The organism is Novosphingobium fuchskuhlense (genome assembly GCF_001519075.1).
Classification (GTDB): Bacteria; Pseudomonadota; Alphaproteobacteria; order Sphingomonadales; family Sphingomonadaceae; genus Novosphingobium; species Novosphingobium fuchskuhlense.
In genome coordinates this window covers 452810-474799 of sequence record NZ_KQ954246.1, presented here as the reverse complement: position 1 = coordinate 474799, position 21990 = coordinate 452810, and the positions used below count along the sequence as shown (strand labels likewise).

General features: G+C 63.9%; 30 protein-coding genes. 3 read left to right on the top strand and 27 right to left on the bottom strand.

Annotated features, from left to right (window positions below; all coding sequences use genetic code 11):
• Positions 1-16 precede the first annotated feature (16 nt).
• From gdhA to rplO, 5 genes are all read right to left on the bottom strand, one after another.
• The gene (gene gdhA, locus AQZ52_RS16170) at positions 17-1372 is read right to left on the bottom strand and encodes an NADP-specific glutamate dehydrogenase (RefSeq protein WP_067913345.1); all 1356 of its coding nucleotides are present in this window, start codon (positions 1370-1372) and stop codon (positions 17-19) included.
• A gap of 167 nt (positions 1373-1539) precedes the next feature.
• Positions 1540-2553 carry an SRPBCC family protein gene (locus AQZ52_RS18255; RefSeq protein WP_082698168.1) on the bottom strand — a complete coding sequence of 338 codons (1014 nt, stop codon included), beginning with the start codon at positions 2551-2553 and terminating at the stop codon, positions 1540-1542.
• 89 nt (positions 2554-2642) lie between these two features.
• Complete coding sequence (locus AQZ52_RS16160; protein ID WP_067913342.1) at positions 2643-3287, bottom strand: adenylate kinase; 645 nt, start codon at positions 3285-3287, stop codon at positions 2643-2645.
• Positions 3288-3352: 65 nt separating this feature from the next.
• Positions 3353-4720 (bottom strand): preprotein translocase subunit SecY, encoded by a 1368-nt coding sequence (secY, locus tag AQZ52_RS16155; RefSeq protein ID WP_067913339.1) that lies wholly within the window; start codon positions 4718-4720, stop codon positions 3353-3355.
• Positions 4721-4897: 177 nt separating this feature from the next.
• A complete protein-coding gene (rplO, locus tag AQZ52_RS16150; RefSeq protein ID WP_067913336.1) occupies positions 4898-5419 on the bottom strand; it encodes a 50S ribosomal protein L15 in 522 nt (173 codons plus the stop codon).
• 186 nt (positions 5420-5605) lie between these two features.
• Here rplO and AQZ52_RS16145 point away from each other — a divergent pair, with 186 nt between their 5' ends.
• The 3 genes from AQZ52_RS16145 to AQZ52_RS16135 are packed head-to-tail and all read left to right on the top strand — an operon-like array spanning position 5606 to position 9017.
• Positions 5606-5932: a hypothetical protein gene (locus tag AQZ52_RS16145; protein WP_067913332.1), complete on the top strand. Its 327-nt coding sequence runs from the start codon at positions 5606-5608 to the stop codon at positions 5930-5932.
• A gap of 23 nt (positions 5933-5955) precedes the next feature.
• The gene (locus tag AQZ52_RS16140) at positions 5956-7449 is read left to right on the top strand and encodes a DUF4139 domain-containing protein (RefSeq protein WP_240481711.1); all 1494 of its coding nucleotides are present in this window, start codon (positions 5956-5958) and stop codon (positions 7447-7449) included.
• A gap of 41 nt (positions 7450-7490) precedes the next feature.
• Positions 7491-9017 carry a DUF4139 domain-containing protein gene (locus AQZ52_RS16135; RefSeq protein WP_156424997.1) on the top strand — a complete coding sequence of 509 codons (1527 nt, stop codon included), beginning with the start codon at positions 7491-7493 and terminating at the stop codon, positions 9015-9017.
• Positions 9018-9082: 65 nt separating this feature from the next.
• Here AQZ52_RS16135 and rpmD read toward each other — a convergent pair whose 3' ends face one another.
• The 22 genes from rpmD to fusA form a co-directional block, all read right to left on the bottom strand.
• Positions 9083-9259: a 50S ribosomal protein L30 gene (gene rpmD / locus AQZ52_RS16130; protein ID WP_067913326.1), complete on the bottom strand. Its 177-nt coding sequence runs from the start codon at positions 9257-9259 to the stop codon at positions 9083-9085.
• A gap of 6 nt (positions 9260-9265) precedes the next feature.
• On the bottom strand, positions 9266-9991 hold the full coding sequence (gene rpsE, locus AQZ52_RS16125; protein ID WP_067913321.1) for a 30S ribosomal protein S5: 726 nt from the start codon (positions 9989-9991) through the stop codon (positions 9266-9268).
• A gap of 1 nt (position 9992) precedes the next feature.
• Positions 9993-10343: a 50S ribosomal protein L18 gene (rplR, locus tag AQZ52_RS16120; RefSeq protein WP_054121085.1), complete on the bottom strand. Its 351-nt coding sequence runs from the start codon at positions 10341-10343 to the stop codon at positions 9993-9995.
• Positions 10343-10876: a 50S ribosomal protein L6 gene (gene rplF / locus AQZ52_RS16115; RefSeq protein ID WP_067913318.1), complete on the bottom strand. Its 534-nt coding sequence runs from the start codon at positions 10874-10876 to the stop codon at positions 10343-10345. Before rplF ends, rplR begins: the two co-directional genes overlap by 1 nt.
• Positions 10876-11271, bottom strand: a complete 396-nt coding sequence (gene rpsH, locus AQZ52_RS16110; RefSeq protein ID WP_067913314.1) for a 30S ribosomal protein S8 — start codon at positions 11269-11271, stop codon at positions 10876-10878. Before rpsH ends, rplF begins: the two co-directional genes overlap by 1 nt.
• A 10-nt stretch (positions 11272-11281) precedes the next feature.
• Entirely contained in the window at positions 11282-11587 is a 306-nt protein-coding gene (gene rpsN / locus AQZ52_RS16105) for a 30S ribosomal protein S14 (protein WP_067913311.1), read from the bottom strand.
• 73 nt (positions 11588-11660) lie between these two features.
• A complete protein-coding gene (rplE, locus tag AQZ52_RS16100) occupies positions 11661-12242 on the bottom strand; it encodes a 50S ribosomal protein L5 (protein WP_067913308.1) in 582 nt (193 codons plus the stop codon).
• The gene (gene rplX / locus AQZ52_RS16095; RefSeq protein ID WP_067913306.1) at positions 12235-12552 is read right to left on the bottom strand and encodes a 50S ribosomal protein L24; all 318 of its coding nucleotides are present in this window, start codon (positions 12550-12552) and stop codon (positions 12235-12237) included. Before rplX ends, rplE begins: the two co-directional genes overlap by 8 nt.
• On the bottom strand, positions 12552-12920 hold the full coding sequence (gene rplN / locus AQZ52_RS16090; protein WP_054121079.1) for a 50S ribosomal protein L14: 369 nt from the start codon (positions 12918-12920) through the stop codon (positions 12552-12554). The genes rplX and rplN overlap by 1 nt, the downstream gene beginning before the upstream one ends.
• Positions 12921-12983: 63 nt before the next feature.
• A complete protein-coding gene (rpsQ, locus tag AQZ52_RS16085; protein WP_067913302.1) occupies positions 12984-13253 on the bottom strand; it encodes a 30S ribosomal protein S17 in 270 nt (89 codons plus the stop codon).
• A gap of 10 nt (positions 13254-13263) precedes the next feature.
• Entirely contained in the window at positions 13264-13470 is a 207-nt protein-coding gene (gene rpmC, locus AQZ52_RS16080; RefSeq protein ID WP_067913299.1) for a 50S ribosomal protein L29, read from the bottom strand.
• Positions 13467-13901 (bottom strand): 50S ribosomal protein L16, encoded by a 435-nt coding sequence (gene rplP / locus AQZ52_RS16075; RefSeq protein WP_067913294.1) that lies wholly within the window; start codon positions 13899-13901, stop codon positions 13467-13469. The genes rpmC and rplP overlap by 4 nt, the downstream gene beginning before the upstream one ends.
• Before the next feature lie 15 nt (positions 13902-13916).
• A complete protein-coding gene (rpsC, locus tag AQZ52_RS16070) occupies positions 13917-14612 on the bottom strand; it encodes a 30S ribosomal protein S3 (protein ID WP_067913290.1) in 696 nt (231 codons plus the stop codon).
• A gap of 2 nt (positions 14613-14614) precedes the next feature.
• A complete protein-coding gene (rplV, locus tag AQZ52_RS16065; RefSeq protein ID WP_067913287.1) occupies positions 14615-15004 on the bottom strand; it encodes a 50S ribosomal protein L22 in 390 nt (129 codons plus the stop codon).
• Positions 15004-15282 carry a 30S ribosomal protein S19 gene (gene rpsS / locus AQZ52_RS16060; RefSeq protein WP_067913284.1) on the bottom strand — a complete coding sequence of 93 codons (279 nt, stop codon included), beginning with the start codon at positions 15280-15282 and terminating at the stop codon, positions 15004-15006. The genes rplV and rpsS overlap by 1 nt, the downstream gene beginning before the upstream one ends.
• A gap of 6 nt (positions 15283-15288) precedes the next feature.
• Positions 15289-16125, bottom strand: a complete 837-nt coding sequence (gene rplB / locus AQZ52_RS16055; protein ID WP_067913281.1) for a 50S ribosomal protein L2 — start codon at positions 16123-16125, stop codon at positions 15289-15291.
• A gap of 12 nt (positions 16126-16137) precedes the next feature.
• Positions 16138-16443 carry a 50S ribosomal protein L23 gene (locus AQZ52_RS16050; RefSeq protein WP_067913278.1) on the bottom strand — a complete coding sequence of 102 codons (306 nt, stop codon included), beginning with the start codon at positions 16441-16443 and terminating at the stop codon, positions 16138-16140.
• On the bottom strand, positions 16436-17065 hold the full coding sequence (gene rplD / locus AQZ52_RS16045; protein ID WP_067913275.1) for a 50S ribosomal protein L4: 630 nt from the start codon (positions 17063-17065) through the stop codon (positions 16436-16438). Before rplD ends, AQZ52_RS16050 begins: the two co-directional genes overlap by 8 nt.
• A 3-nt stretch (positions 17066-17068) precedes the next feature.
• A complete protein-coding gene (gene rplC, locus AQZ52_RS16040) occupies positions 17069-17833 on the bottom strand; it encodes a 50S ribosomal protein L3 (RefSeq protein WP_067914094.1) in 765 nt (254 codons plus the stop codon).
• 233 nt (positions 17834-18066) lie between these two features.
• On the bottom strand, positions 18067-18378 hold the full coding sequence (gene rpsJ / locus AQZ52_RS16035) for a 30S ribosomal protein S10 (RefSeq protein ID WP_028639306.1): 312 nt from the start codon (positions 18376-18378) through the stop codon (positions 18067-18069).
• Between the two features lie 154 nt (positions 18379-18532).
• A complete protein-coding gene (gene tuf / locus AQZ52_RS16030; RefSeq protein ID WP_067913272.1) occupies positions 18533-19723 on the bottom strand; it encodes an elongation factor Tu in 1191 nt (396 codons plus the stop codon).
• Positions 19724-19876: 153 nt separating this feature from the next.
• Complete coding sequence (gene fusA / locus AQZ52_RS16025) at positions 19877-21949, bottom strand: elongation factor G (protein WP_067913269.1); 2073 nt, start codon at positions 21947-21949, stop codon at positions 19877-19879.
• Between the last annotated feature and the right edge of the window lie 41 nt (positions 21950-21990).

Genomic DNA, 21990 nt, shown 5'->3' with positions numbered 1-21990 from the left:
GCCCCCCTCCCCCGCATCACACCACGCCGAAGGCCAGCATCGCATCGGCCACTTTCTTGAAGCCGGCGATATTTGCGCCCTTGACGTAGTCGGTATAGCCGCCGCCCTGATCGCCATATTCGAGGCAGGACTGGTGGATGCCGAGCATGATGTCCTTGAGCATCTGCTGGAGCTCTTCCTCCTTCCACGAACGGCGTTCGGAGTTCTGGCTCATCTCGAGGCCAGAGACCGCGACGCCGCCGGCGTTGCTGGCCTTGCCGGGCGCGTAGAGGATTTTCGCCGCCTTGAAGATGTGCACGCCGTCAAGATCGGTGGGCATGTTCGCACCCTCGGCCACGGCACGGCAGCCATTGGCGACGAGCAGCTTCGCGTCCTCCCCGAGCAGCTCGTTCTGCGTGGCGCAGGGCAGCGCGACATCGCAGGGGACGCCCCAAGGGGTCTTGCCGGTCGTGAAGCTGGCGCCCGGGAAGGCCGTGACGTAATCCTCGATGCGGCCGCGCCGGTGGGTCTTGTGGGTCTTCACCCAGTCGATCTTTTCCTGATCGATACCATCGGGATCGTGGATGAAACCGCCCGAATCCGAAAGCGTGAGGACCTTTCCGCCAAGCTGGACGATCTTCTCCGCCGCATGGGTGGCGACATTGCCAGAGCCCGAGATCACCGCTGTCTTGCCGGTCAGATCCTCGCCCTTGGTCGCCAGCATGTTGGCGAGGAAATAGACCGCGCCGTAGCCCGTCGCCTCGGTGCGGATCAGCGAGCCGCCCCATTCGAGACCCTTGCCGGTGAGGACGCCGGTGAACTGGTTGGTGATGCGCTTGTACTGGCCGAACATGAAGCCGATCTCGCGCCCGCCCACGCCGATGTCGCCCGCCGGCACGTCGACGTCGGCGCCGATGTGACGGTAAAGCTCGGTCATGAATGACTGGCAGAAGCGCATGATTTCACGCACGCTCTTGCCCTTGGGATTGAAGTTCGAGCCGCCCTTGCCGCCACCCATCGGCAGCCCCGTCAGCGCGTTTTTGAAAGTCTGCTCGAAGGCGAGGAACTTCAAGACGCTTTCGGTGACGCTGGGGTGGAAGCGGATACCGCCCTTGTAGGGGCCGATCGCGTTGTTGTTCTGCACGCGCCAACCGCGCTGGACGCGGATGTTGCCGGCATCGTCCTCCCAGCAGACGCGAAACGAGACGACACGGTCGGGCTCGGCAATGCGGCGCAGGATCTGCTGCGCATGATATTGCTCCTTGTCCGCCATGAATTCGAAGATGTCTTCAGCAACTTCCTGCACAGCCTGAACAAACTCCGGCTGGTACGGATTGCGCTTCTTCACACCTTCCATGAAGGTCGGCAGGTCGACGTGATCGGAAACGGCCACAGCATTCTCCCCCTTGAGCAAAGCCGCTGATCGGCTTCGGGTTTGCGTGCGACCCACAGGAGGACTTCGCGCCCGCCAGATCGTGCCCGGCGAGTCGCGCGTGTCCTTTGCGATGTTCTAATCCGTTTTGTTGCGTCCGCCAGTGCTCCCGCGCACAGCGTGGGCGATCACGGATTCGATGCGCCGGCCCCGAGCGCCGCATCGAAAGCGGCATTGGCATCGCGGTGCGCGTCGGCCTCGGGATCGCTGACCTTGGTCGCGGGCTTTCCGGCAGGCTTGGCCCGCACCTTTGCGGGTGCCTTTGTCAGCGTTTTTGCCGGTGCCTTGGCAGGCGCAGCCTTGGCGGGCGGCAGGAAGGCCGCCTTGACCGGCGCCTTGCCGGCTGCGGGAGCAGGCGCTGCGGAGGCTTTAGCCGCAGCGGGGAAAGGCGCTTCTTCGGCCTTGGTTGCAGGCTTGGGTTCAGCCTTGGGTTCAGGCGGGGATTCCGGCTTTGGGGCTACCTTCGGCGCCAGCTTTCCGCCAGTGGGCGGCAGGCTGAAGCTCTCGGCGCCCTTGAGCGGCACGACCGGCTTGACCGGTTCGTCCGTTGCGGCGGGTTCGCTCTGCCCAGCGGGCGGCTCAGCCCTGGACACGGTCGGCGTGGCAACCGGCTCCGCGACCGGGCCAAGCCTGCCGGCGAGGCTGGTGAGCTGCGCGGCGAGCATCCGGTCCACCGCCGGTGCGATGTCCTCCACCTTGTAGCGCATGAAACCGCCGACGACGTATTCGAACAGGATGCGCGAGCCCTTCTCGGTAGGCTTGACGGTGATCGTCATCGTCGCGGAGAGTGCCTCGCTCTGCAGCGGGCCCAGCGCGCCCGTCAGCCGCAACGCGCGCGGCGGCTCCACATAAAGGACGCGCATGTGCTGCACACCGCCGGGCTTCTGCGTGACCGGCGCGCCATCGGGGCGCGGCAGGACTTCGCAGAAGCAGCCACCGACCTGAGGGTCGAGCGTCAGATTGGCGGCGTCACCCGAGAAGGTATGCTGGCTCTGCCACCACTGCGCAGGCTGAAGAATGGTCTTCCATGCCTCGGCCGGGGACGCCGTAACTTCGCTGACGAGCCGCACGACAAAACCGGTCTCGCTGCGTGTGACGACGTCAGCATGGGCAGCAGGGACGGCGAACAAAAGCGCGGCCATGATGAGGCCCCCGCCCCATAGCTTACGCCCGATTCCCCGCATGATATGCCCCCCGCTGCAACGCCCGCCAGGGCGTTATGCGTAGGTCTTTATACGAGAATGGCCTCGATGGCACCCGTCACGGCGTCCATATCCGCCATTCCGTCAACGCGGCTGACAATGCCGCGCGCGTCGTAGATCGGCAGGATCGGCGCGGTCTTCGCCCGGTATTCCGCCATGCGGGTGCGGACCGTTTCCTCGTTGTCATCGGGGCGGCGCTTGAATTCGTGCCCGCCGCACTTGTCGCAGGTGCCTTCCACGGCCGGCTTCTCGAACGTGTCGTGATAGCCCTTGCCGCAAGTGGCACAGGTATAGCGGCCGGTGATCCGCTCGACGAGAGCGTCTTCGTTCACTTCGAGCTCGATCACATGATCGAGCGCGCGGCCGCGCGAGGCGAGGATGGCATCAAGGGACTCCGCCTGCGGCGCGGTGCGCGGGTAGCCATCGAAGATCGCGCCCATGCCGGCAGGCATGGCGTCGAGTTCATCGCCGATCAGGGCCGAGACGATTTCGTCGGAAACGAGTTCTCCCGCTTCCATGACGGCCTTGGCCTTGAGCCCGACCGGCGTACCGGCCTTGACCGCGGCACGCAGCATGTCGCCCGTGGAGAGCTGCTTCATGCCATGCCGCTCGACGAGCCGCTGCGCCTGGGTTCCCTTGCCGGCTCCCGGCGGCCCCAACAGGATGATGTTCACGCCTGCAATCCCCTCTTTACCGCTCGCTGGTTTCCTGCAGCATGCCCGTCCCCCGGGCATCCTGCTCAGCGCATACGGCCTTTCAGCTTGGCCTTCTTGATAAGGTCCCCATACTGGTGCGCCAGCAGGTGCGACTGGATCTGGGTGATGGTATCGACCGTCACGTTGACCACGATGAGCAAGCTGGTGCCGCCAAAGAACAGCGACCCCATACCGGTTTCGGCCATGATCGCCTCGGGCACGACGCAGACCACGGTGATATAGGCTGCGCCCAGCACGGTGATGCGCGTGAGCACGTAATCGAGATAGTGCTCAGTGTTCTTGCCGGGACGGATGCCGGGGATGAACCCGCCATTGCGCTTGAGGTTGTCAGCCGTCTCTTCCGGATTGAACACGATCGCGGTGTAGAAGAAGCTGAAGAACAGGATCCCGAGCGCGTAGAGCACCATGTACACCGGCTTGCCGTGGCCGAGGTACTGGTTCAGGCCGACGATGATCTGGCCCATCGTGCTGTCGGGCGAGACCGAGCGGCCCGCAAACTGCGTGATCGTCAGCGGCAGCAGCAGCAGCGAACTGGCAAAAATCGGCGGAATCACGCCCGCGGTATTGAGCTTCAGCGGCAGGTGGCTGCGGTCTGCCGCCATCATCCCGCGCTGGGTGACGCGCTTGGGATACTGGATCAGCAGGCGGCGCGAGGCGCGTTCGAAGAAGCAGATGAAGATGACAACGCCGACGAGCAGCAGAACGATGCCGGCGATGAACAGCGGACTCGTTGCGCCAGTGCGGCCCTGCTCGAACAGGTTGCCAAAGAAAGTTGGCATCTGGGCGACGATGCCGGCCATGATGATCAGCGATGTGCCGTTGCCGATACCGCGGCTGGTGATCTGCTCACCCAGCCACAGCAGGAACATGGTGCCGCCGATCAGGCTGATCACCGCGCCGATGCGGAATACGTAGCCGGGATCGACCACCGCCTGCAGGCCGCTCGAGGCGCTGAACGCCTCAAGCCCGACAGCGAGGAAATAGCCCTGGATCGCGGTGAGGAACACAGCGCCATAGCGGGTATACTGATTGAGCTTCTTGCGCCCGCTTTCGCCTTCCTTCTTGAGCGCGGCGAGCGCCGGATGGAGCGAAGACGCAAGCTGCACCACGATCGAGGCGGTGATGTAGGGCATCACGCCGAGAGCGATCAGGCTCATGCGCTGAAGCGAACCGCCCGAGAAGGCGTTGAACACGTCGAGAATGCCACCCTGCGTGCGCTTGTAGAGTTCGGCCAGGATCATCGGATTGACGCCCGGCAGCGGCACGAAGCTCATGAAGCGGAACACGACAAGCGCGCCCACCGTGAACCAGATGCGCGACTTGAGTTCGGTCGCCTTCGAGAAATTGGCCAGATTGAGCGTGCTGGCGATGTTATCGGCGCGGGATGCCATGTTCGGGTTTCAAGCCTTGCTGCTGGGCTGACTGCGAGTGCTGCCGCAGTGCCTATGTGGCTAGCCCATATAGGGAGGGTTCGGCAATGTCGAACCCCCGCCCTCTCGATTTATCGGGACGGAGCAGGCAGAAACGCAGACGGGGGGCGGTATGCACCTGCCCCCCGCGCGTGTTGCTTACTTGGCCGCCTTGTTCGCTTCGCGGCGAGCCGTCTTCTTCTCGTGCTCGCTGGGCTGCGCTTCGGGAAGCGTGACCGCACCGCCGAGCGCTTCGACCGCAGCGCGGGCCCCGGCGCTGACGCCGGCGACGTGGAAGCTGACCTTGGTCGTCAGTTCACCCTTGGCGAGGAGGCGCACGCCGTCCTTGCCGCCACGGGCGAGACCGGCGGCCTTGAGCGCGGCATGGTCGATCACGCCATCGGTGGCGAGCTTGCCCGAATCGATCGCCTTCTGGATCATGCCGAGGTTCACTTCGGCGTAATCCTTGGCGAAGATGTTGTTGAAGCCGCGCTTCGGGATGCGCATGTGCAGCGGCATCTGGCCGCCTTCGAACCCGTTGACCGACACGCCCGAGCGCGCCTTGGCACCCTTCTGGCCGCGCCCGGCGGTCTTGCCCTTGCCCGAGCCGATACCGCGGCCCACGCGCATACGGCCCTTGCGGGCGCCATAATTGTCGGAGAGTTCGTTAAGTTTGGTCATGGTGTAGCACTCGCTTTCGCTTTGAGTCGCGCTGATAGGAGGTGCGCCCTTAGGCGAAGCAGGGAGGAATGTCACGCCCTTGCGGACGTGGCCAGCACGCTCGGCCTGCCGGATCGGACCGGATGCCCCATTGCAGCACCGCGGCAAAGGTCGCAAGCTGAGGCTTCGGGGCGACGGGAGGGACCAATGCGCGGCTACCGGTCGGTGATGGGTATCCTGGTTATTTTACCGACCGCAGGCCGTGCGGCACCGAGCCAGAGCAGCCTCCAGCGCGACATGACACAGCGGATCGCCAAAGCAACAGGCGAGAAAGTCGAGCCGGCGAAGGACGGCTGGCCGCAAGTGTCGATCAATCCCGGAAGACCCGGCAAGAACCTCCTGCTGAACTTTGGGCGGATCTGGGCCGGTTGCCAGACCTTATCGGCCATAGATTGCGCCGCGCAGGAGCACTGCATCGCACCACGCATCCATTGGTTCAGGAACGGGCAATGGCAGATCGCAGAGAAAACGTAGCGAAACCGAGGGGAGAGCAAGCGATGATCCAGACCAGCCATGCCTGCAGCGTGATGCTTTGCCTTGCAGCAGCCCTCCCCGCTCCACTTGCCGCACAGGGCACCGTGCCATCGGGTTCGGCGCAGGGCGATGTCTCGCTGACCATCTACGCCAACGATCTTGCGCTGGTGCAGGACAAGCGGCAGATCACTCTGCCCAAGGGAACGAGCCGGCAGGAGTTTCCAGACGTTTCCGCGATGATCCGGCCGGAAACGGTGACACTGGGCAGCGGCGACGCCGGGATCGTCGAACAGAACTTCGATTACGACCTGCTCTCGCCCGAAAAGCTGCTCGACAAGGCCGTGGGGCAAACGGTGACACTGGTGCGCACAAATCCGGCGACCGGTGTGGAGACCCGCGAACAGGCCACCGTGCTCGCCAACAACGGCGGTACCATCGTGCGGATCGGTGATCGGATCGAGGTGCTGGAGAACTATGGCGGGCGGATCCTGTTTTCGGGTCTGCCGCCGAGCCTGCGGGCACGGCCGACCCTGTCGATCACGCTCGATGCGGCAAGCGCCGGCCCTCGTCCTGTCACGCTGAGCTACCTTTCCGGAGGCTTTGGCTGGAAGGCAGACTATGTCGCGCTGTTCGACGAAGCGGCCGGCAAGATGGACCTGCAGGGCTGGATCACGCTGACAAACAACACCGGCACCAGCTTCCCCAATGCGCGGGTGCTGCTGGTGGCGGGGCAGCCGGGGCAGGATGCCAACCAGTACGGCGGCGGAAGGCGCTACGTGCAGCGGCAGGTCGCCTACAGCCCGGGCATGCAAAGCGCGAACCGCGAACGGCTGGGCGATTTCTATGTCTATCCCATCGCCGCGCGCACCACGGTGGCCAATGCGCAGCAGAAGCAGGTGAGCTTTCTGGACGTGGCGGAGGCACCGGCCCGCAAGGGCTATTACTTCCGCAACGACTGGCTCGGCACATCTGATGACGCGCAGAGCTTTGCCACTGTGCTGAAGCTGTCGACGGCCAAGGGCAGCGGCGTGGGCGATGCCCTGCCCGCGGGCACGGTGCGCGTCTACATGCGCGATGCGCGGGGGCAGCCGCAGTTTATCGGCGAAAAGGGCATCGACCACACGCCGATGGGGTCGACACTGTCGCTCAAGACCGGCGAGGCGTTCGACGTCAAGGTCCAGCCCACCGTGCAGAAGCGCGAGCGGATCACATCGGACGAGTGGGAGCGTACGGGGCGCTGGCGGATCACCCTGAACGGCAAGACCGACGACGTGACGGTGGAGCGGCAGAAGGAATACTGGCGCACGACGATGACCTACAAGATGACCAATGCCCGGCCCGCCCCTGTCCAGGTCGAACTTGTCCAGGCTGGACTCGACAACTGGTGGAGCGATACGCGGGTCCCATCCGAGAGCGTGAAAGGCACGCAGCGGACATTGGACGAGCGGACCTGGACGGTGGACGTGCCGGCCAATGGCGAGACCACCCTGACCGTCCAGTTCGACACGCGGTACTGATCGCCTAGGCGGTGCGGCGCGCACTCTCCCTGCTGGGCCTGTTGGCTCTTGTACCCGGCGCTGCGCGGGGTGCGGACGAGGCGACCGTGCTTTCGGCAAAGCCCGATGCCGTGGGCGTCACCATCTACCGCGCGCCGGATCGCGCCGCCGATACGGCGATGAACCTCGGCTGGCTTGAAGGCTATGCGCTGATCACGGAGACGCGCACCGTCGACATTCCGGCAGGCGGGGCAACGATCCGCTTCGAAGGCGTCGCCGGCGGGATCCTGCCCGAATCGGCATTGGTGACGGGGCTGCCGGCCGGCGTGCGCGAGAAGAACCTCGATGCCGATCTCCTCTCGGCGCGCAATCTCTATGCCCGCGCCTATGGCCGTCCGGTGATCCTGCGGCGGCACCGGGGCAAGGACGGCAAGGGCACGGTGAGCGAGGAGCGCGCGGTGATCCGCTCCGCGGCTGATGGCGCCGCGATCGTGCAGACCAGGCAGGGCTTTGAAGTGGCCAATTGCGGGCGCGGGATCACCGATACGCTGGCCTATACCGAAATGCCTGATGGGTTATCGGCCAAACCGACGCTTTCGGTGCGCACCGAAAGCACGTCGGCAAAGCGCGCGACGATCACGCTGTCCTACCTCGCATGGGGTTTCGACTGGCAGACCAACTACGTCGTGCAGTTGAACCCGGAGACCGGGAAAGCGGCAATGACGGCGTGGGTGACGCTGGCAAGCAGCGATCCGACGAGCTTTGTCGATGCCGGCGCGGCCGTCGTCGGCGGCAAGCTGGACCGCGAGGATGCGCGCGAGGACCGCGAGCGGCCGGAGGGTGATCTGGTGCTGCATTGCTATCTAGGCGGGCACGCCCAAACGGTGCTGATACAGCAAGCCATGCCCGCACCCGCACCGCCGATCAGTGAAATGGAAGCACCGCTGGCCGATATCATTGTCACAGCGCGCCGAGCCGACGAAAAGGCCATGGCGGCACCGGTCAAGGTCACCGAGGAAGGCCTTGGCGATCTCAAGCTCTACCGCGTCCCTATGCCCACCACGGTGGCCGCCCATGCGCAGAAGCAGGTGGCGATGCACGATCTGAAGGGCGTGAAGTTCACCACCTGGCACACCGCCGATCTCTACGACGATCTTGAGACACGGGCCCAGATCAAGCTGCGCACACGCAACCGCAGGGAAGATGGCCTCGGCATCCCGCTGCCGGGCGGGCCGGTTGCGGTGTTCGAGCCACAGGGCGAAAACATGCTGGTGGTCGGCCAAGGCGGCATGCGCGATTATGCGGTCAACGAGGATGTCGAGGTAACGCTGGGGCTATCACCGCAGGTCGCTGTCGCGGTGGTCAAGAAAGGAACCGGCAGCGGCTGGCGCGACGAGGAAGCCAAGGTGACCAACGCCAACCCTTGGCCGATCACCTTCGAGGGATCGCTGCGGATTGCCGATGGCGAAAAGATCGAACGGCCGTCGAGCAGGCTGCCAGCCAAGTTCGGCCGCCCGACATGGACTGTTCGCGTGCCGGCCAATGCCGAGGCCAGACTGACCTACCGGGTGCGCACACCAACGAACTGACCCGCCAACAAAAAGGGCCCCGGCATTGCTGCCGGGGCCCTTTCAATTCGCGAACGGACCGAGGGTCAGTCGATCACGGCCACCATGTGCGGGAGCTTGGCGATCGCACCGCGCACTTCGGCGGTATCCTCGAGCTCGACGACACGGTGCATCTTGCCAAGACCCAGACCGATGAGGATCTGCTTCTGGGCTTCCGGACGACGGATCGGCGAACCGATCTGCTTGATCTTGATCTTTGCCATGTCTGATTACTCCACGATGGCCGCGGCTTCCGCCTCGGCCTCGACCGGAGCAGCGCCGCCACGACCGAGCAGGTCGGCAATCTTCTTGCCACGACGCTGCGCAACCGACTTCGGGCTGGTCTGATCGGTGAGCGCATCGAAAGTTGCGCGGATCATGTTGTAGGGGTTGGAGGTGCCGACCGACTTGGTCACCACGTCATGAACACCCAGGCTTTCGAACACGGCGCGCATCGGGCCACCGGCGATGATGCCGGTACCGGCCGGAGCCGAACGCAGGTTGACCTTGCCCGCACCGAAACGACCCTTGCCGTCGTGGTGGAGGGTACGGCCTTCCTTGAGCGGAATGCGGACCATGGTCTTCTTCGCCGAAGCGGTCGCCTTGGTGATGGCTTCCGGCACTTCGCGAGCCTTGCCATGACCGAAGCCGACACGGCCCTTGCCATCGCCGACCACGACAAGCGCGGCGAAACCGAAGCGCTTGCCGCCCTTCACGGTCTTCGAGACGCGGTTGATGTGAACGAGCTTCTCGATGAGCTCCTCGCCACCTTCCTCGTCACGGTTGCCACGACCACGGTCGTCACGGCGGCCACGGCCACCACGCTCGCCGCCGCGGTCATTGCCGCCACGGCCACGGCCAGGGCCGCGATCACCGCGACCACCACGACCCTCGCGGGGGGCGTCGGCAGAGACGTCGGCGACAGGTGCGCCATCCAGGTTGGTTTCATCAGCCATCTTAGAACTCCAGCCCGTTTTCGCGGGCAGCGTCGGCCAGCGCCTTGACGCGGCCGTGGAACAGGAAGCCGCCGCGATCGAACACGACGGTGGTGATGCCGGCAGCCTTGGCGCGCTCGGCAATGTCCTTGCCCACCTGCGCGGCGGCATCAACCGTGGCGCCGATAGCCTTCTGGCCCTTGACGAGGCTGGAGGCGGCAGCGAGCGTCTTGCCCGCGGCGTCGTCGATGATCTGCGCGTAGATGTGACGGCCGGAACGGTGCACCGACAGCCGCGGACGGCCACCGGAACGAGCCTTGAGCGCAGTACGGACGCGCTGGCGGCGGCGATCGAAGAGCGAGAGCTTGGCCATTACTTCTTCTTCCCTTCCTTGCGGAAGATGAACTCGCCGGCGTACTTGATACCCTTGCCCTTGTAGGGTTCGGGCTTGCGCCAGCGGCGGATCTCGGCGGCCACCTGGCCGACCTTCTGCTTGTCGATACCCGAGATCAACACGGTGGTGTTGTCCGGGGTCTTGATCTCGATACCTTCCGGGATCGCGTAATCGACGTCGTGGCTGTAGCCGAGCTGCAGCTTGAGATTGTTACCCTGTGAATTGGCACGGTAGCCAACGCCGGTGATGTTCAGGGTCTTGGTGTACCCTTCGGTCACGCCGACAACCAGGTTGTCGACCAGCGTGCGCTGCATGCCCCAGAACGCCCGGGCAGCCTTGGTGTCGTTGGCCGGCTTCACGATGATGGCATTGCCATCGACCGTGTAGCTGATTTCGTCGCGCATGGTCAGCGTGAGCGTGCCCTTGGGGCCCTTCACGGTGATCACGCCGTTCGCGATATCCGCGGTGACGCCGCTCGGGATCGTCACCGGCTTCTTGCCGATGCGGCTCATCAGAACACCTCCGCCAGCACTTCGCCACCGACGTTGGCAGCGCGCGCTTCGGCATCCGAAAGCACGCCCTTCGGCGTCGAGACGATGGTGATGCCAAGACCGTTGCGCACCACCGGAAGTTCCTTGGAACCCGAGTAGACACGGCGGCCCGGCTTCGAGACGCGGGCAACGTGCTTGATCGCAGGCTGGCCCTCGAAATACTTCAGCTCGATGCGCAGCTGCGGGTGGGCGCCGGTGGCGTCCTCCGTGAAGCCGCGAATGTAGCCCTCACGCTGGAGAACCTCGAGCACGTGGAGACGCAGCTTCGAAGCGGGCGAAAGGACCGAGTCCTTCTTCGCCTGCTGGCCGTTGCGGATGCGGGTGAGCATATCACCCAGGGGATCGGTCAATGCCATTTCGTGATCCTTACCAGCTCGACTTGGTCACGCCGGGGATCATCCCCTTGTTGGCGAGATCGCGCAGTTCGACGCGGCAGAGGCCGAACTTGCGGTAGTAGCCGCGCGGACGACCGGTGGTGTTGCAGCGGTTGCGCACGCGGGTCGGGTTCGCGTTGCGCGGCAGCTCGGCCATCTTGAGGCGGGCAATGAGGCGCTCGGTTTCGTCGAGCTTCTCGTCAGCCGCAACGGCCTTCAGCGCAGCATACTTCGCCGCGTACTTCTGAACGAGCTTCTTGCGGCGCTCATTCTTGTTGATGGAACTCAGTTTCGCCATGGACTTAAGCTCTCTTCTTCAAAACCTAGGCGAGCCGCCTTCATCAGGCAGACGGCTCGAGCCGGAAAGATCCTCAGGCGGCCTGCTGCTCTTCAGCAGCTTCGCGCGGGAACGGGAAACCGAAGAGGCGGAGCAGCTCGCGCGCTTCGTCGTCGGTCTTGGCGGTGGTGGTCACGATGATGTCCATCCCGCGCACCTTCTCGATCTGGTCGTAGCTGATCTCCGGGAAGATGATCTGCTCTTTCAGACCCATCGCGTAGTTGCCGCGGCCATCGAACGACTTCGGGTTGAGACCACGGAAGTCGCGGATGCGGGGCATTGCGATGGTGATGAGGCGGTCGAGGAATTCGTACATGCGTTCGCGGCGCAGGGTAACCTTGCAACCGATCGGCATGCCCTCACGCAGCTTGAACTGCGCGATCGACTTCTTCGCCTTGGTGATCACCGGCTTCTGACCCGAGATGAGTTCCATCTCGGCCGCAGCCGTTGTGACCTTCTTCTTGTCCTGGCTCGCCTCGCCCACGCCCATGTTGAGCGTGATCTTCTCGATCCGGGGGATTTCCATGTGGTTGGCGTAGCCGAACTTGGCCTGCATCGCGGCAGCGACCTCGGCATCGTACTTCGCCTTCATGCGGGGCACGTACTTATCAGCCATCGATCGTCTCCCCGGTCTTGACGGCCACGCGGACCTTCTTGCCGTCCTTCACTTCGAAGCGCACGCGGGTCGGCTTGCCGTCGTTGCCGGCAAGGCCCACCTTCGAGATGTGCAGCGGAGCCTCGCGGCGGTCGATGCCGCCCTGCGGGTTCTCCTGAGTGGGCTTGCGGTGGCGCGCGGCAATGTTGATGCCGGCCACGACGACCTTCTCTTCCTTGGGCATGACCTGCAGCACCGTTCCGGTGCGGCCCTTGTCCTTGCCCGACCGGATGACGACAGCGTCACCCTTCTTGATCTTGGCAGCCGACATTACAGCACCTCCGGCGCAAGGCTGATGATCTTCATGAAACCGCGGGCGCGCAGTTCGCGCACCACGGGGCCGAAGATACGGGTGCCGATCGGCTCTTCGTTCTTGCCGACGAGCACGGCGGCGTTGGTGTCGAAGCGGATCACGCTGCCATCGGCGCGGCGCACGTCCTTGCGGGTACGCACGATCACCGCACGGTGAACGTCGCCCTTCTTGACGCGGGCACGCGGCTGCGCTTCCTTGATCGACACGACGATCACATCGCCGACGCTGGCAAACCGACGCTTCGACCCGCCCAGCACCTTGATGCACTGGACGCGCTTCGCGCCGCTGTTGTCAGCGACTTCGAGATTGGACTGCATCTGGATCATTGATCCGGTTCCTTCTCACTGGCTTGCCGGAACCAGTCCGGCAGTTCCAAAATGGATTGCGACTTAGACGTCGGCTTCGATTGCGGCGGCCTTGCCGGCCTGCACGCGGTCGATGACCTTCCAGGTCTTCAGCTTGGAAATCGGCGCAGTCTCTTCGATGCGCACGGTTTCACCGGCCTTGAACGTGTTGGTCTCGTCGTGGGCATGGTACTTCTTCGAGCGACGGATGATCTTCCCGTAGAGCGGGTGCTTCACCTTGCGCTCGACCTTGACCACCACGGTCTTGTCGGTCTTGTCCGAGACGATCGTCCCGATCAGAATACGCTTGGGCATAGTCTTTTCCTTACGCCTTGGCCGACTGAGAACGCTCAGTCTGCAGCGTCTTGATGCGGGCGATGTCGCGGCGGACTTCGCGGATGCGGGCCGGCCGTTCAAGCTGGTTGGTTGCCGCCTGGAAGCGCAGGTTGAACGCCTCACGCTTCAGTTCGGCGAGGTCAGCCTGAAGCTGATCGTCGGACTTGACGCGCATGTCTTCAAACTTGGCCATCATTCGCCTCCGAGGTGCGAGGTGTCACCCAAGCGGGCAACGACCTTGGTCTTGATCGGCAGCTTCATCGCAGCGCGGCTGAAAGCTTCGGCCGCGAGAGGACCCGCAACGCCATCGAGCTCGAACAGGATGCGACCCGGCTTCACGCGGGCTGCCCAGTATTCGATCGAACCCTTGCCCTTGCCCTGACGGACTTCGGCAGGCTTCTTCGACACCGGCACATCCGGGAACACGCGGATCCAGAGACGACCCTGGCGCTTGATGTGGCGCGTGATCGCACGGCGGGCGGCTTCGATCTGGCGAGCGGTAACCCGCTCCGGCTCGAGTGCCTTGAGGCCATAGGTACCGAAGTTAAGATCGGTGCCACCCTTGGCGTCGCCCTTGATCCGGCCCTTGAAGGCCTTGCGGAACTTGGTCTTTTTCGGTTGCAGCATGGTTCTGTACCTACCTTAGCGCGCCGGACGGACGCCGGAGGTTTGAGCCTCCATCATCAGCCGGTCCTGCGCCATGGGATCGTGACCAAGGATCTCGCCCTTGAAGATCCAGGTCTTGATGCCGATCACGCCATAAGCGGTGTGCGCCACGGCTTCGGCATAATCGATGTTCGCACGCAGCGTGTGAAGCGGCACGCGGCCTTCGCGGTACCACTCGACGCGGGCGATTTCCGCACCGCCGAGCCGGCCGCCGCAGGTAATCTTGATGCCCTCGGCACCGAGACGGAGCGCCGACTGCACTGCGCGCTTCATCGCACGGCGGAACGCCACGCGGCGAACGAGCTGGTCTGCAATGCCCTGCGCAACGAGCTTGGAATCGATTTCCGGCTTGCGGATCTCGACGATATTGAGCTTCACGTCGCTGGCGGTCATCTTGGCAAGCTGGCTGCGCAGCTTCTCGATGTCCGCACCCTTCTTGCCGATGATGACACCCGGGCGGGCGGCATAGATCGAAACGCGGCACAGCTTGGCCGGACGCTCGATCACCACCTTCGAGATAGCGGCCTGGGGCAGGTGCTCCATAATGAACTTGCGCATCGCAAGGTCCTCACGAAGCAGGTTCTGGTAGTTGCGGCCTTCCGCGTACCAGCGGCTGTCCCAGGTGCGGTTGATCTGCAGGCGCAGACCGATGGGGTTCGACTTGTGACCCATGATCAGGCCTCCTCACCGTTGGCCGCAGCCTCACGCACCACGATCCGCAGACGCGAGATGGGCTTGAGAATGCGGGTGGACTTGCCGCGACCACGGGTGTGGAAGCGCTTCATCGTGATCGACTTGCCGACCGAAGCCTCGGCGACGACGAGCGCGTCAACATCGAGGTTGTGGTTGTTCTCGGCATTGGCGATCGCCGAGGCGAGCACCTTGCGCGCATCAACCGCCATCGCCTTCTTCGAGAAGGCGAGGATGTTCATGGCGTCTTCGGCGCGCTTGCCGCGGATCAGGCCGGCAACGAGGTTCAGCTTCTGAGCCGAGCCGCGGATCTGCGTGCCCACCGAAAGCGCTTCGTTGTCCGCCACGCGGCGCGGGGATTTAGGCTTGCCCATCAGCGCTTGCCCTTCTTGTCAGCGGCGTGGCCCGGGAAAGTACGCGTGGGTGCGAACTCGCCGAGCTTGTGGCCGACCATCTCCTCGTTGACGGAGACGGGGATGAACTTGTGCCCGTTGTAGACGTTGAACGTCAGACCAACGAACTGCGGCAGAATGGTCGAACGCCGCGACCAGGTCTTGATCGGACCTGCACGCGAACCAACATCCTGGGCCACTTCGGCCTTCTTCAGGAGGTGCAGGTCGACGAAGGGTCCCTTCCAGACGGAACGTGCCATGGGGTGTTACCTCTTCTTCTTCGCGTGACGCGAACGGATGATCATCTTGTCCGTCTGCTTGTTGTGACGGGTGCGGGCGCCCTTGGTCGGCTTGCCCCACGGCGTGACCGGATGACGGCCACCCGAGGTACGGCCTTCACCACCACCGTGCGGGTGATCGACCGGGTTCTTGGCGACACCGCGGGTGAGCGGGCGACGACCGAGCCAGCGGCCACGACCAGCCTTGGCAAGGTTCTGGTTAGAGTTGTCAGGGTTCGAGACCGCGCCAACCGTGCCCATGCAATCGCCGCGCAGGTAGCGCTGCTCGCCCGAGTTGAGGCGGACGATGACCATGCCGCGGTCACGACCGACGAGCTGGACATAAGTGCCGGCCGAACGGGCAATCTGGCCACCCTTGCCAGGCTTCATCTCCACGTTGTGGATGATGGTGCCGACCGGCATCTGGCTGAGCAGCATCGCGTTGCCCGGCTTAACGTCGGTCTTTTCACCGGCGATGACTTGGTCACCAACCGCGAGACGCTGCGGCGCGATGATGTAGGTCTGCTCGCCGTCCTCGTACTTGACGAGAGCGATGAACGCGGTGCGGTTGGGGTCATACTCCAGACGCTCGACGGTCGCGGGCATGTCCCACTTGCGGCGCTTGAAGTCGATGAACCGGTAGCGCTGCTTGTGACCGCCCGCGATACCGCGGCTGGTGACGTGGCCCTTGTTGTTGCGGCCGCCGGTCTTGCTCTTGCCCTCGGTCAGCGCCTTGACGGGCTTGCCCTTCCACAGCGACGACTTGTCGACGAGGATCAGGCCGCGCCGTGCGGGGCTGGTCGGGTTGTAGTTCTTGAGTGCCATGGTCTATGCGCCTCAGATACCGCTGGTGACGTCGATCGACTGGCCTGCAGCCAGCGTCACGACAGCCTTCTTGAAGTCCGAACGCTTGTAGGGCTTGCCCTTCCAGCGCTTGGTCTTGCCGTCCTGGTTCAAGGTGTTCACCTTGGTGACCTTGACGCCGAACAGAGCTTCCACGGCCGCCTTGATCTGCGGCTTGGTGGCCTTGTCGGCGACCTTGAACACAACGGCGTTGTGCTCGCTCAGCAGCGTCGACTTCTCGGTGATGTGGGGAGCCACGATCACGTCGTAGTGACGCGTGTCGATTGCGTCCTTAGCCATTGAAACGCGCCTCCAGCTTTTCGACCGCAGCGCGCGTCAGCACCAGCGTATCATGCTTCAGGATGTCGTAGACGTTCGCACCCATCGCCGGGAGCACGTTGACCCCGATGATGTTGCGCGCAGCGCGGGCGAAGTTGTCGTTCACCGCTTCGCCGTCGATCACGAGGACCTTCTTGCCAAAACCCGCCTTGGCGAGCGTAGCGGCCAGCGTGGCGGTCTTGCCGTCGGTGTCGAGCGTGTCGACCACGACCAGACCACGACCGTCGGACTGCGCCTTGGTCGAAAGCGCCATCTTCAGACCCAGCGCGCGGATCTTCTTGTTGAGCGAAGGATCGAAATCACGGACGCGAGGACCATGAGCCTTGCCGCCGCCGATGAAGATCGGTGCCGCACGATCGCCGTGACGGGCGCCGCCGCCACCCTTCTGGTTGCCGAGCTTCTTGCCGGTACGCGCCACGTCCGAACGCTCACGCGCTCCGCGGGCGGTGCCACGGCGCTTCTCGAGCTGCCAGGTGACGACACGGTGGAGGATATCGGCGCGGGGCGCCACACCGAACACGGCATCCGACAGTTCGGCTTCGCCGGCTGCGGTGCCATCGAGATTGAGGACCTGAACCTTCACGACTTAGCCCTCCTGACCATCGACGGTGGTCTCAACCGCCGCGGTGTCTTCCGCAGGGGTGTCGGCAGCCGCTGTGGTGTCGTTGCTGTTGGCGGCCTGCTTGAGGCCGGCCGGATACGGCGCTTCGGCGTGACGGTCGATCTTGACCGCGTCGCGAACGAGCAGCCAGCCATTCTTCGAGCCGGGAACCGAGCCCTTCACGAAGATCAGGCCACGCTCGTCGTCAGTACGGACGATCTCGAGGTTCTGCTGCGTGCGCTGACGGTCGCCCATGTGGCCGGCCATCTTCTTGTTCTTGAACACGCGGCCCGGATCCTGGCGGTTGCCGGTCGAACCATGGGCGCGGTGGGTGATCGACACACCGTGGGTGGCGCGCATACCGCCGAAGCCCCAGCGCTTCATCGCGCCGGCAAAGCCCTTGCCCTGGGTGTGACCGGTAATGTCGACATACTGGCCGGGCACGAAGTGCGAAGCGGCGATGGTCGAGCCGACCTCGAGCAGCGCATCGTCTGCGACGCGGAACTCGGCGACTTCCATCTTCAGCTCGACTTCAGCCTTCGCGAAGTGCTCGCGCTGCGGCTTGGCGACATTCTTCTGCTTGGCCTGACCCGCGCCGAGCTGAACCGCGACGTAACCGTCACGTTCTTCGGTGCGGACCGAGACCACCTGGCAATTTTCAAGCGCCAGGACGGTAACCGGCACGTGCCGTCCGTCGTCCTGGAAAAGCCGGGTCATCCCGACCTTCTTCGCGATCACGCCGGTGCGCATGACCATACTCCTTACAGAGGCCTTGCGAGGACCATCCCCGCGAGGCGTGTTCAGCCCGTATGTGTGAAACGCGCCCCGTCCGGGCTGAGTGCCCCTGCGTTAACAGGAGCGAACGGGGGGACGCTTGCCCGGCAAGTTGCCTGTTGAAAGGCGGCGCCGGAGGTATCCCATTGTCCGAGAGGCTCAGTGCCTCTTAAACTCTGGTGCTTCTGCCTTGCGGCAGGAGCGAAATCTTACGCGAGCTTGATCTCGACGTTCACGCCAGCAGCGAGGTCGAGCTTCATGAGCGCGTCCACGGTGGCGGCGTTGGGCTGCACGATATCGAGCAACCGCTTGTAGGTGCGAACCTCGAACTGCTCGCGCGACTTCTTGTCGACGTGCGGACCACGGTTGACGCAGAACTTCTCGATACGCGTCGGCAGCGGAATGGGGCCCCGGATCAGCGCGCCGGTGCGGCGGGCGGTGTCAGCGATTTCGCCAGTGGCCTGATCGAGCACGCGGTGATCAAAAGCCTTGAGACGAATGCGGATATTCTGGGCGTCCATGTCCGTTTACCGATGCGAAAGAGCTAAAACAAAAAGACCAGTCGCTCCGCCCTCTCACCCTGCCCCAGCTAGAGAAGCGCGGGGAAAGCGGGCCGACTGATCCGCAAAAACCGGCCGGCGGGAGAACGAATCTCCCGCCGGTGCGCGGCCTATATTACTTCGTGATCTTGCTGACAACCCCCGAACCGACGGTGCGGCCGCCTTCGCGAATTGCGAAGCGTAGACCTTCGTCCATCGCGATCGGAGCGATGAGACGGACCGACAGGGTCAGGTTGTCGCCGGGCATCACCATCTCGGTGCCCTCGGGAAGGATCACTTCGCCGGTGACGTCGGTGGTGCGGAAGTAGAACTGCGGGCGGTAGTTGGCGAAGAACGGGGTGTGACGGCCACCTTCGTCCTTCGACAGCACGTAGACCTCGGCCGAGAACTCGGTGTGCGGGGTCACGGTGCCGGGCTTGGCAAGGACCTGGCCGCGCTCGACGTCTTCACGCTTCACGCCGCGGACGAGCGCGCCGATGTTGTCGCCAGCTTCACCCTGGTCGAGCAGCTTGCGGAACATTTCAACGCCGGTCACGACGGTCTTGGTGGTGTCCTTGAGGCCGACGATCTCGACTTCTTCACCAACCTTGACGATGCCGGTCTCGACACGGCCGGTCACGACGGTGCCGCGACCCGAGATCGAGAACACGTCTTCCACCGGCATCAGGAACGGCTTGTCGGTCGGACGCGGGGGCTGCGGGATGTAGCTGTCGACAGCGGCCATGAGCTCGTTGATCGAGTTCTTGCCGATGTTGTCGTCGCGACCTTCGAGGGCGGCGAGAGCCGAACCCTTGACGATCGGAATATCGTCGCCCGGGAAGTCATACGACGAGAGCAGTTCACGCACTTCCAGCTCGACGAGCTCGAGGATTTCCTCGTCGTCAACCTGGTCGACCTTGTTCATGTAGACGACGAGCGCCGGCACGCCGACCTGGCGGGCGAGCAGGATGTGCTCGCGGGTCTGCGGCATCGGGCCGTCAGCAGCATTCACGACGAGGATCGCGCCGTCCATCTGGGCGGCACCGGTGATCATGTTCTTGACGTAGTCGGCGTGGCCCGGGCAGTCGACGTGCGCATAGTGACGGTTGGCGGTCTCGTACTCGACGTGGGCCGTCGAGATGGTGATGCCGCGCTCGCGCTCTTCCGGAGCCTTGTCGATGTTCGCGTAGTCGGTGAACGTCGCGCCGCCGGTTTCAGCGAGCACCTTGGTGATCGCAGCCGTCAGGGTGGTCTTGCCATGGTCGACGTGACCGATGGTGCCGATGTTGCAGTGCGGCTTGGTCCGCTCAAACTTAGCCTTGGCCATTGCTCAAACCTTCTTCTTTGAAATTGCAGATACTGCGGGTTCGAGACGGCGCCCGCTGAATCAGGCGCCGCCCCTAGATTGATCCGCTTGCTTATGCAAGCCCGCCGTCCTCCGTAAATTCGCGCGAACGCGCGAACCGACGGAAAACGCCGCTTACGCCATCTTCGCCTTGATCTCGGTCGCGACGTTTGCCGGGACTTCATCGTAGTGATCGAAGAACATCGAGTAGTTCGCACGGCCCTGCGTAAACGAGCGCAGCTGGTTCACGTAGCCGAACATGTTCGCGAGCGGAACCATGGCGACAACCGCCTGGGCATTGCCCCGGCTGTCGGTGCCCTGGATCTGGCCGCGCCGCGAGTTGATGTCGCCGATCACGTCGCCGAGGTATTCCTCCGGCGTGATCACCTCGACCTTCATGATCGGCTCGAGCAGCTTGATCCCCGACTTCTGGGCCACTTCGCGCATCGCGCCGCGGGCACAGATTTCGAAGGCCAGCGCCGACGAGTCGACGTCGTGGTACGCGCCGTCGTAGAGCAGGACTTCGAAGTCGATGATCGGGAAGCCGATCAGCGAGCCGGTCTCGGCCGTTTCACGGAAACCCTTTTCAATGGCGGGGATGTATTCCTTCGGAATGTTGCCGCCCTTGATTTCGTCCTTGAAGACGAAGCCCGAACCGCGCTCGCCCGGCGTGACCTTGACCTTCACGCGGCCGAACTGACCGGTACCACCCGACTGCTTCTTGTGGGTGTAGTCGATGTCCACCGGCTTGCCGAGGTATTCGCGGTAGGCCACCTGCGGCGCACCGACGTTGGCCTCGACCTTGAACTCGCGCTTCATGCGGTCAACCAGAATCTCGAGGTGGAGTTCGCCCATCCCTTTGATGATGGTCTGGCCCGATTCATGGTCGGTCGAGACGCGGAAAGACGGATCCTCTGCCGAGAGACGGTTGAGCGCGATGCCCATCTTCTCCTGGTCGGCCTTGGTCTTGGGCTCCACCGAAAGCTCGATCACCGGCTCGGGGAATTCCATCCGCTCGAGAATGATCGGCTGCTTTTCCGAGCACAGCGTATCGCCGGTGGTGGTTTCCTTCAGGCCCGCCAGCGCCACGATGTCGCCCGCGTAGGCCACATCGATGTCTTCGCGGTTGTTGGAGTGCATCAGCAGCATGCGGCCGACCTTCTCCTTCTTGTTCTTCACCGAGTTCAGGTAGCTGCCCTTGGTCAGCGTGCCCGAGTAGATACGGGTGAAGGTCAGCGAACCGACGAAGGGATCGTTCATGATCTTGAACGCGAGCGCCGAGAACGGCGCTTCGTCCGAAGTCGCACGGCTGTCGGGTTCGTCCGTATCCGGGTTGATGCCCTGCACGTCCTCGATGTCGAGCGGCGAAGGCAGGTAATCGACCACGGCGTCGAGCAGGGGCTGAACGCCCTTGTTCTTGAACGCAGAGCCGCACAGCACCGGCACGAACGACTGATTCAGCGTACCCTTGCGGATCAGCGCCTTCAGCGTTGCCACGTCGGGCTCGGTGCCCTCGAGGTACGCTTCCATCGCGTCGTCGTCCTGCTCGACAGCGAGCTCGACGAGGGTGTTGCGGTATTCCGCCGCCTCGTCAGCCATGTCGGCCGGGATTTCCTCGTAGAAGAACTCGGCGCCAAGGCTCTCGTCCTTCCAGATGATCGCGCGCATCTCGACGAGATCGACGAGACCCTTGAAATCGCTTTCCGCGCCGATCGGGAGATAGAGCACCGCGGGCTTGGCGCCGAGGCGATCGATGATCGTCTGCACGCAATACTTGAAGTTCGCACCGGTGCGGTCGAGCTTGTTGATGAAGCACATCCGCGGAACGCCGTACTTGTCGGCCTGGCGCCACACGGTTTCCGACTGCGGCTCGACACCCGCAACGCCGTCGAACGCGGCAACCGCGCCGTCAAGCACGCGCAGCGAACGTTCGACTTCGATGGTGAAGTCGACGTGGCCGGGGGTGTCGATGATGTTCAGGCGATGGTCGTTCCAGAAGCAGGTCGTCGCGGCCGACGTGATCGTGATGCCGCGTTCCTGCTCCTGCTCCATCCAGTCCATGGTCGCGGCGCCGTCGTGAACTTCGCCGATCTTGTAGGACTTGCCGGTGTAGTAGAGGATACGCTCGGTCGTCGTGGTCTTGCCGGCGTCGATGTGCGCCATGATGCCGAAGTTGCGATAGCGCTCGAGCGGATGGCTGCGGGCCATGGGAGGTTCCTTGGGTTCGGGAGGGGCCGATCGGGTTCGGC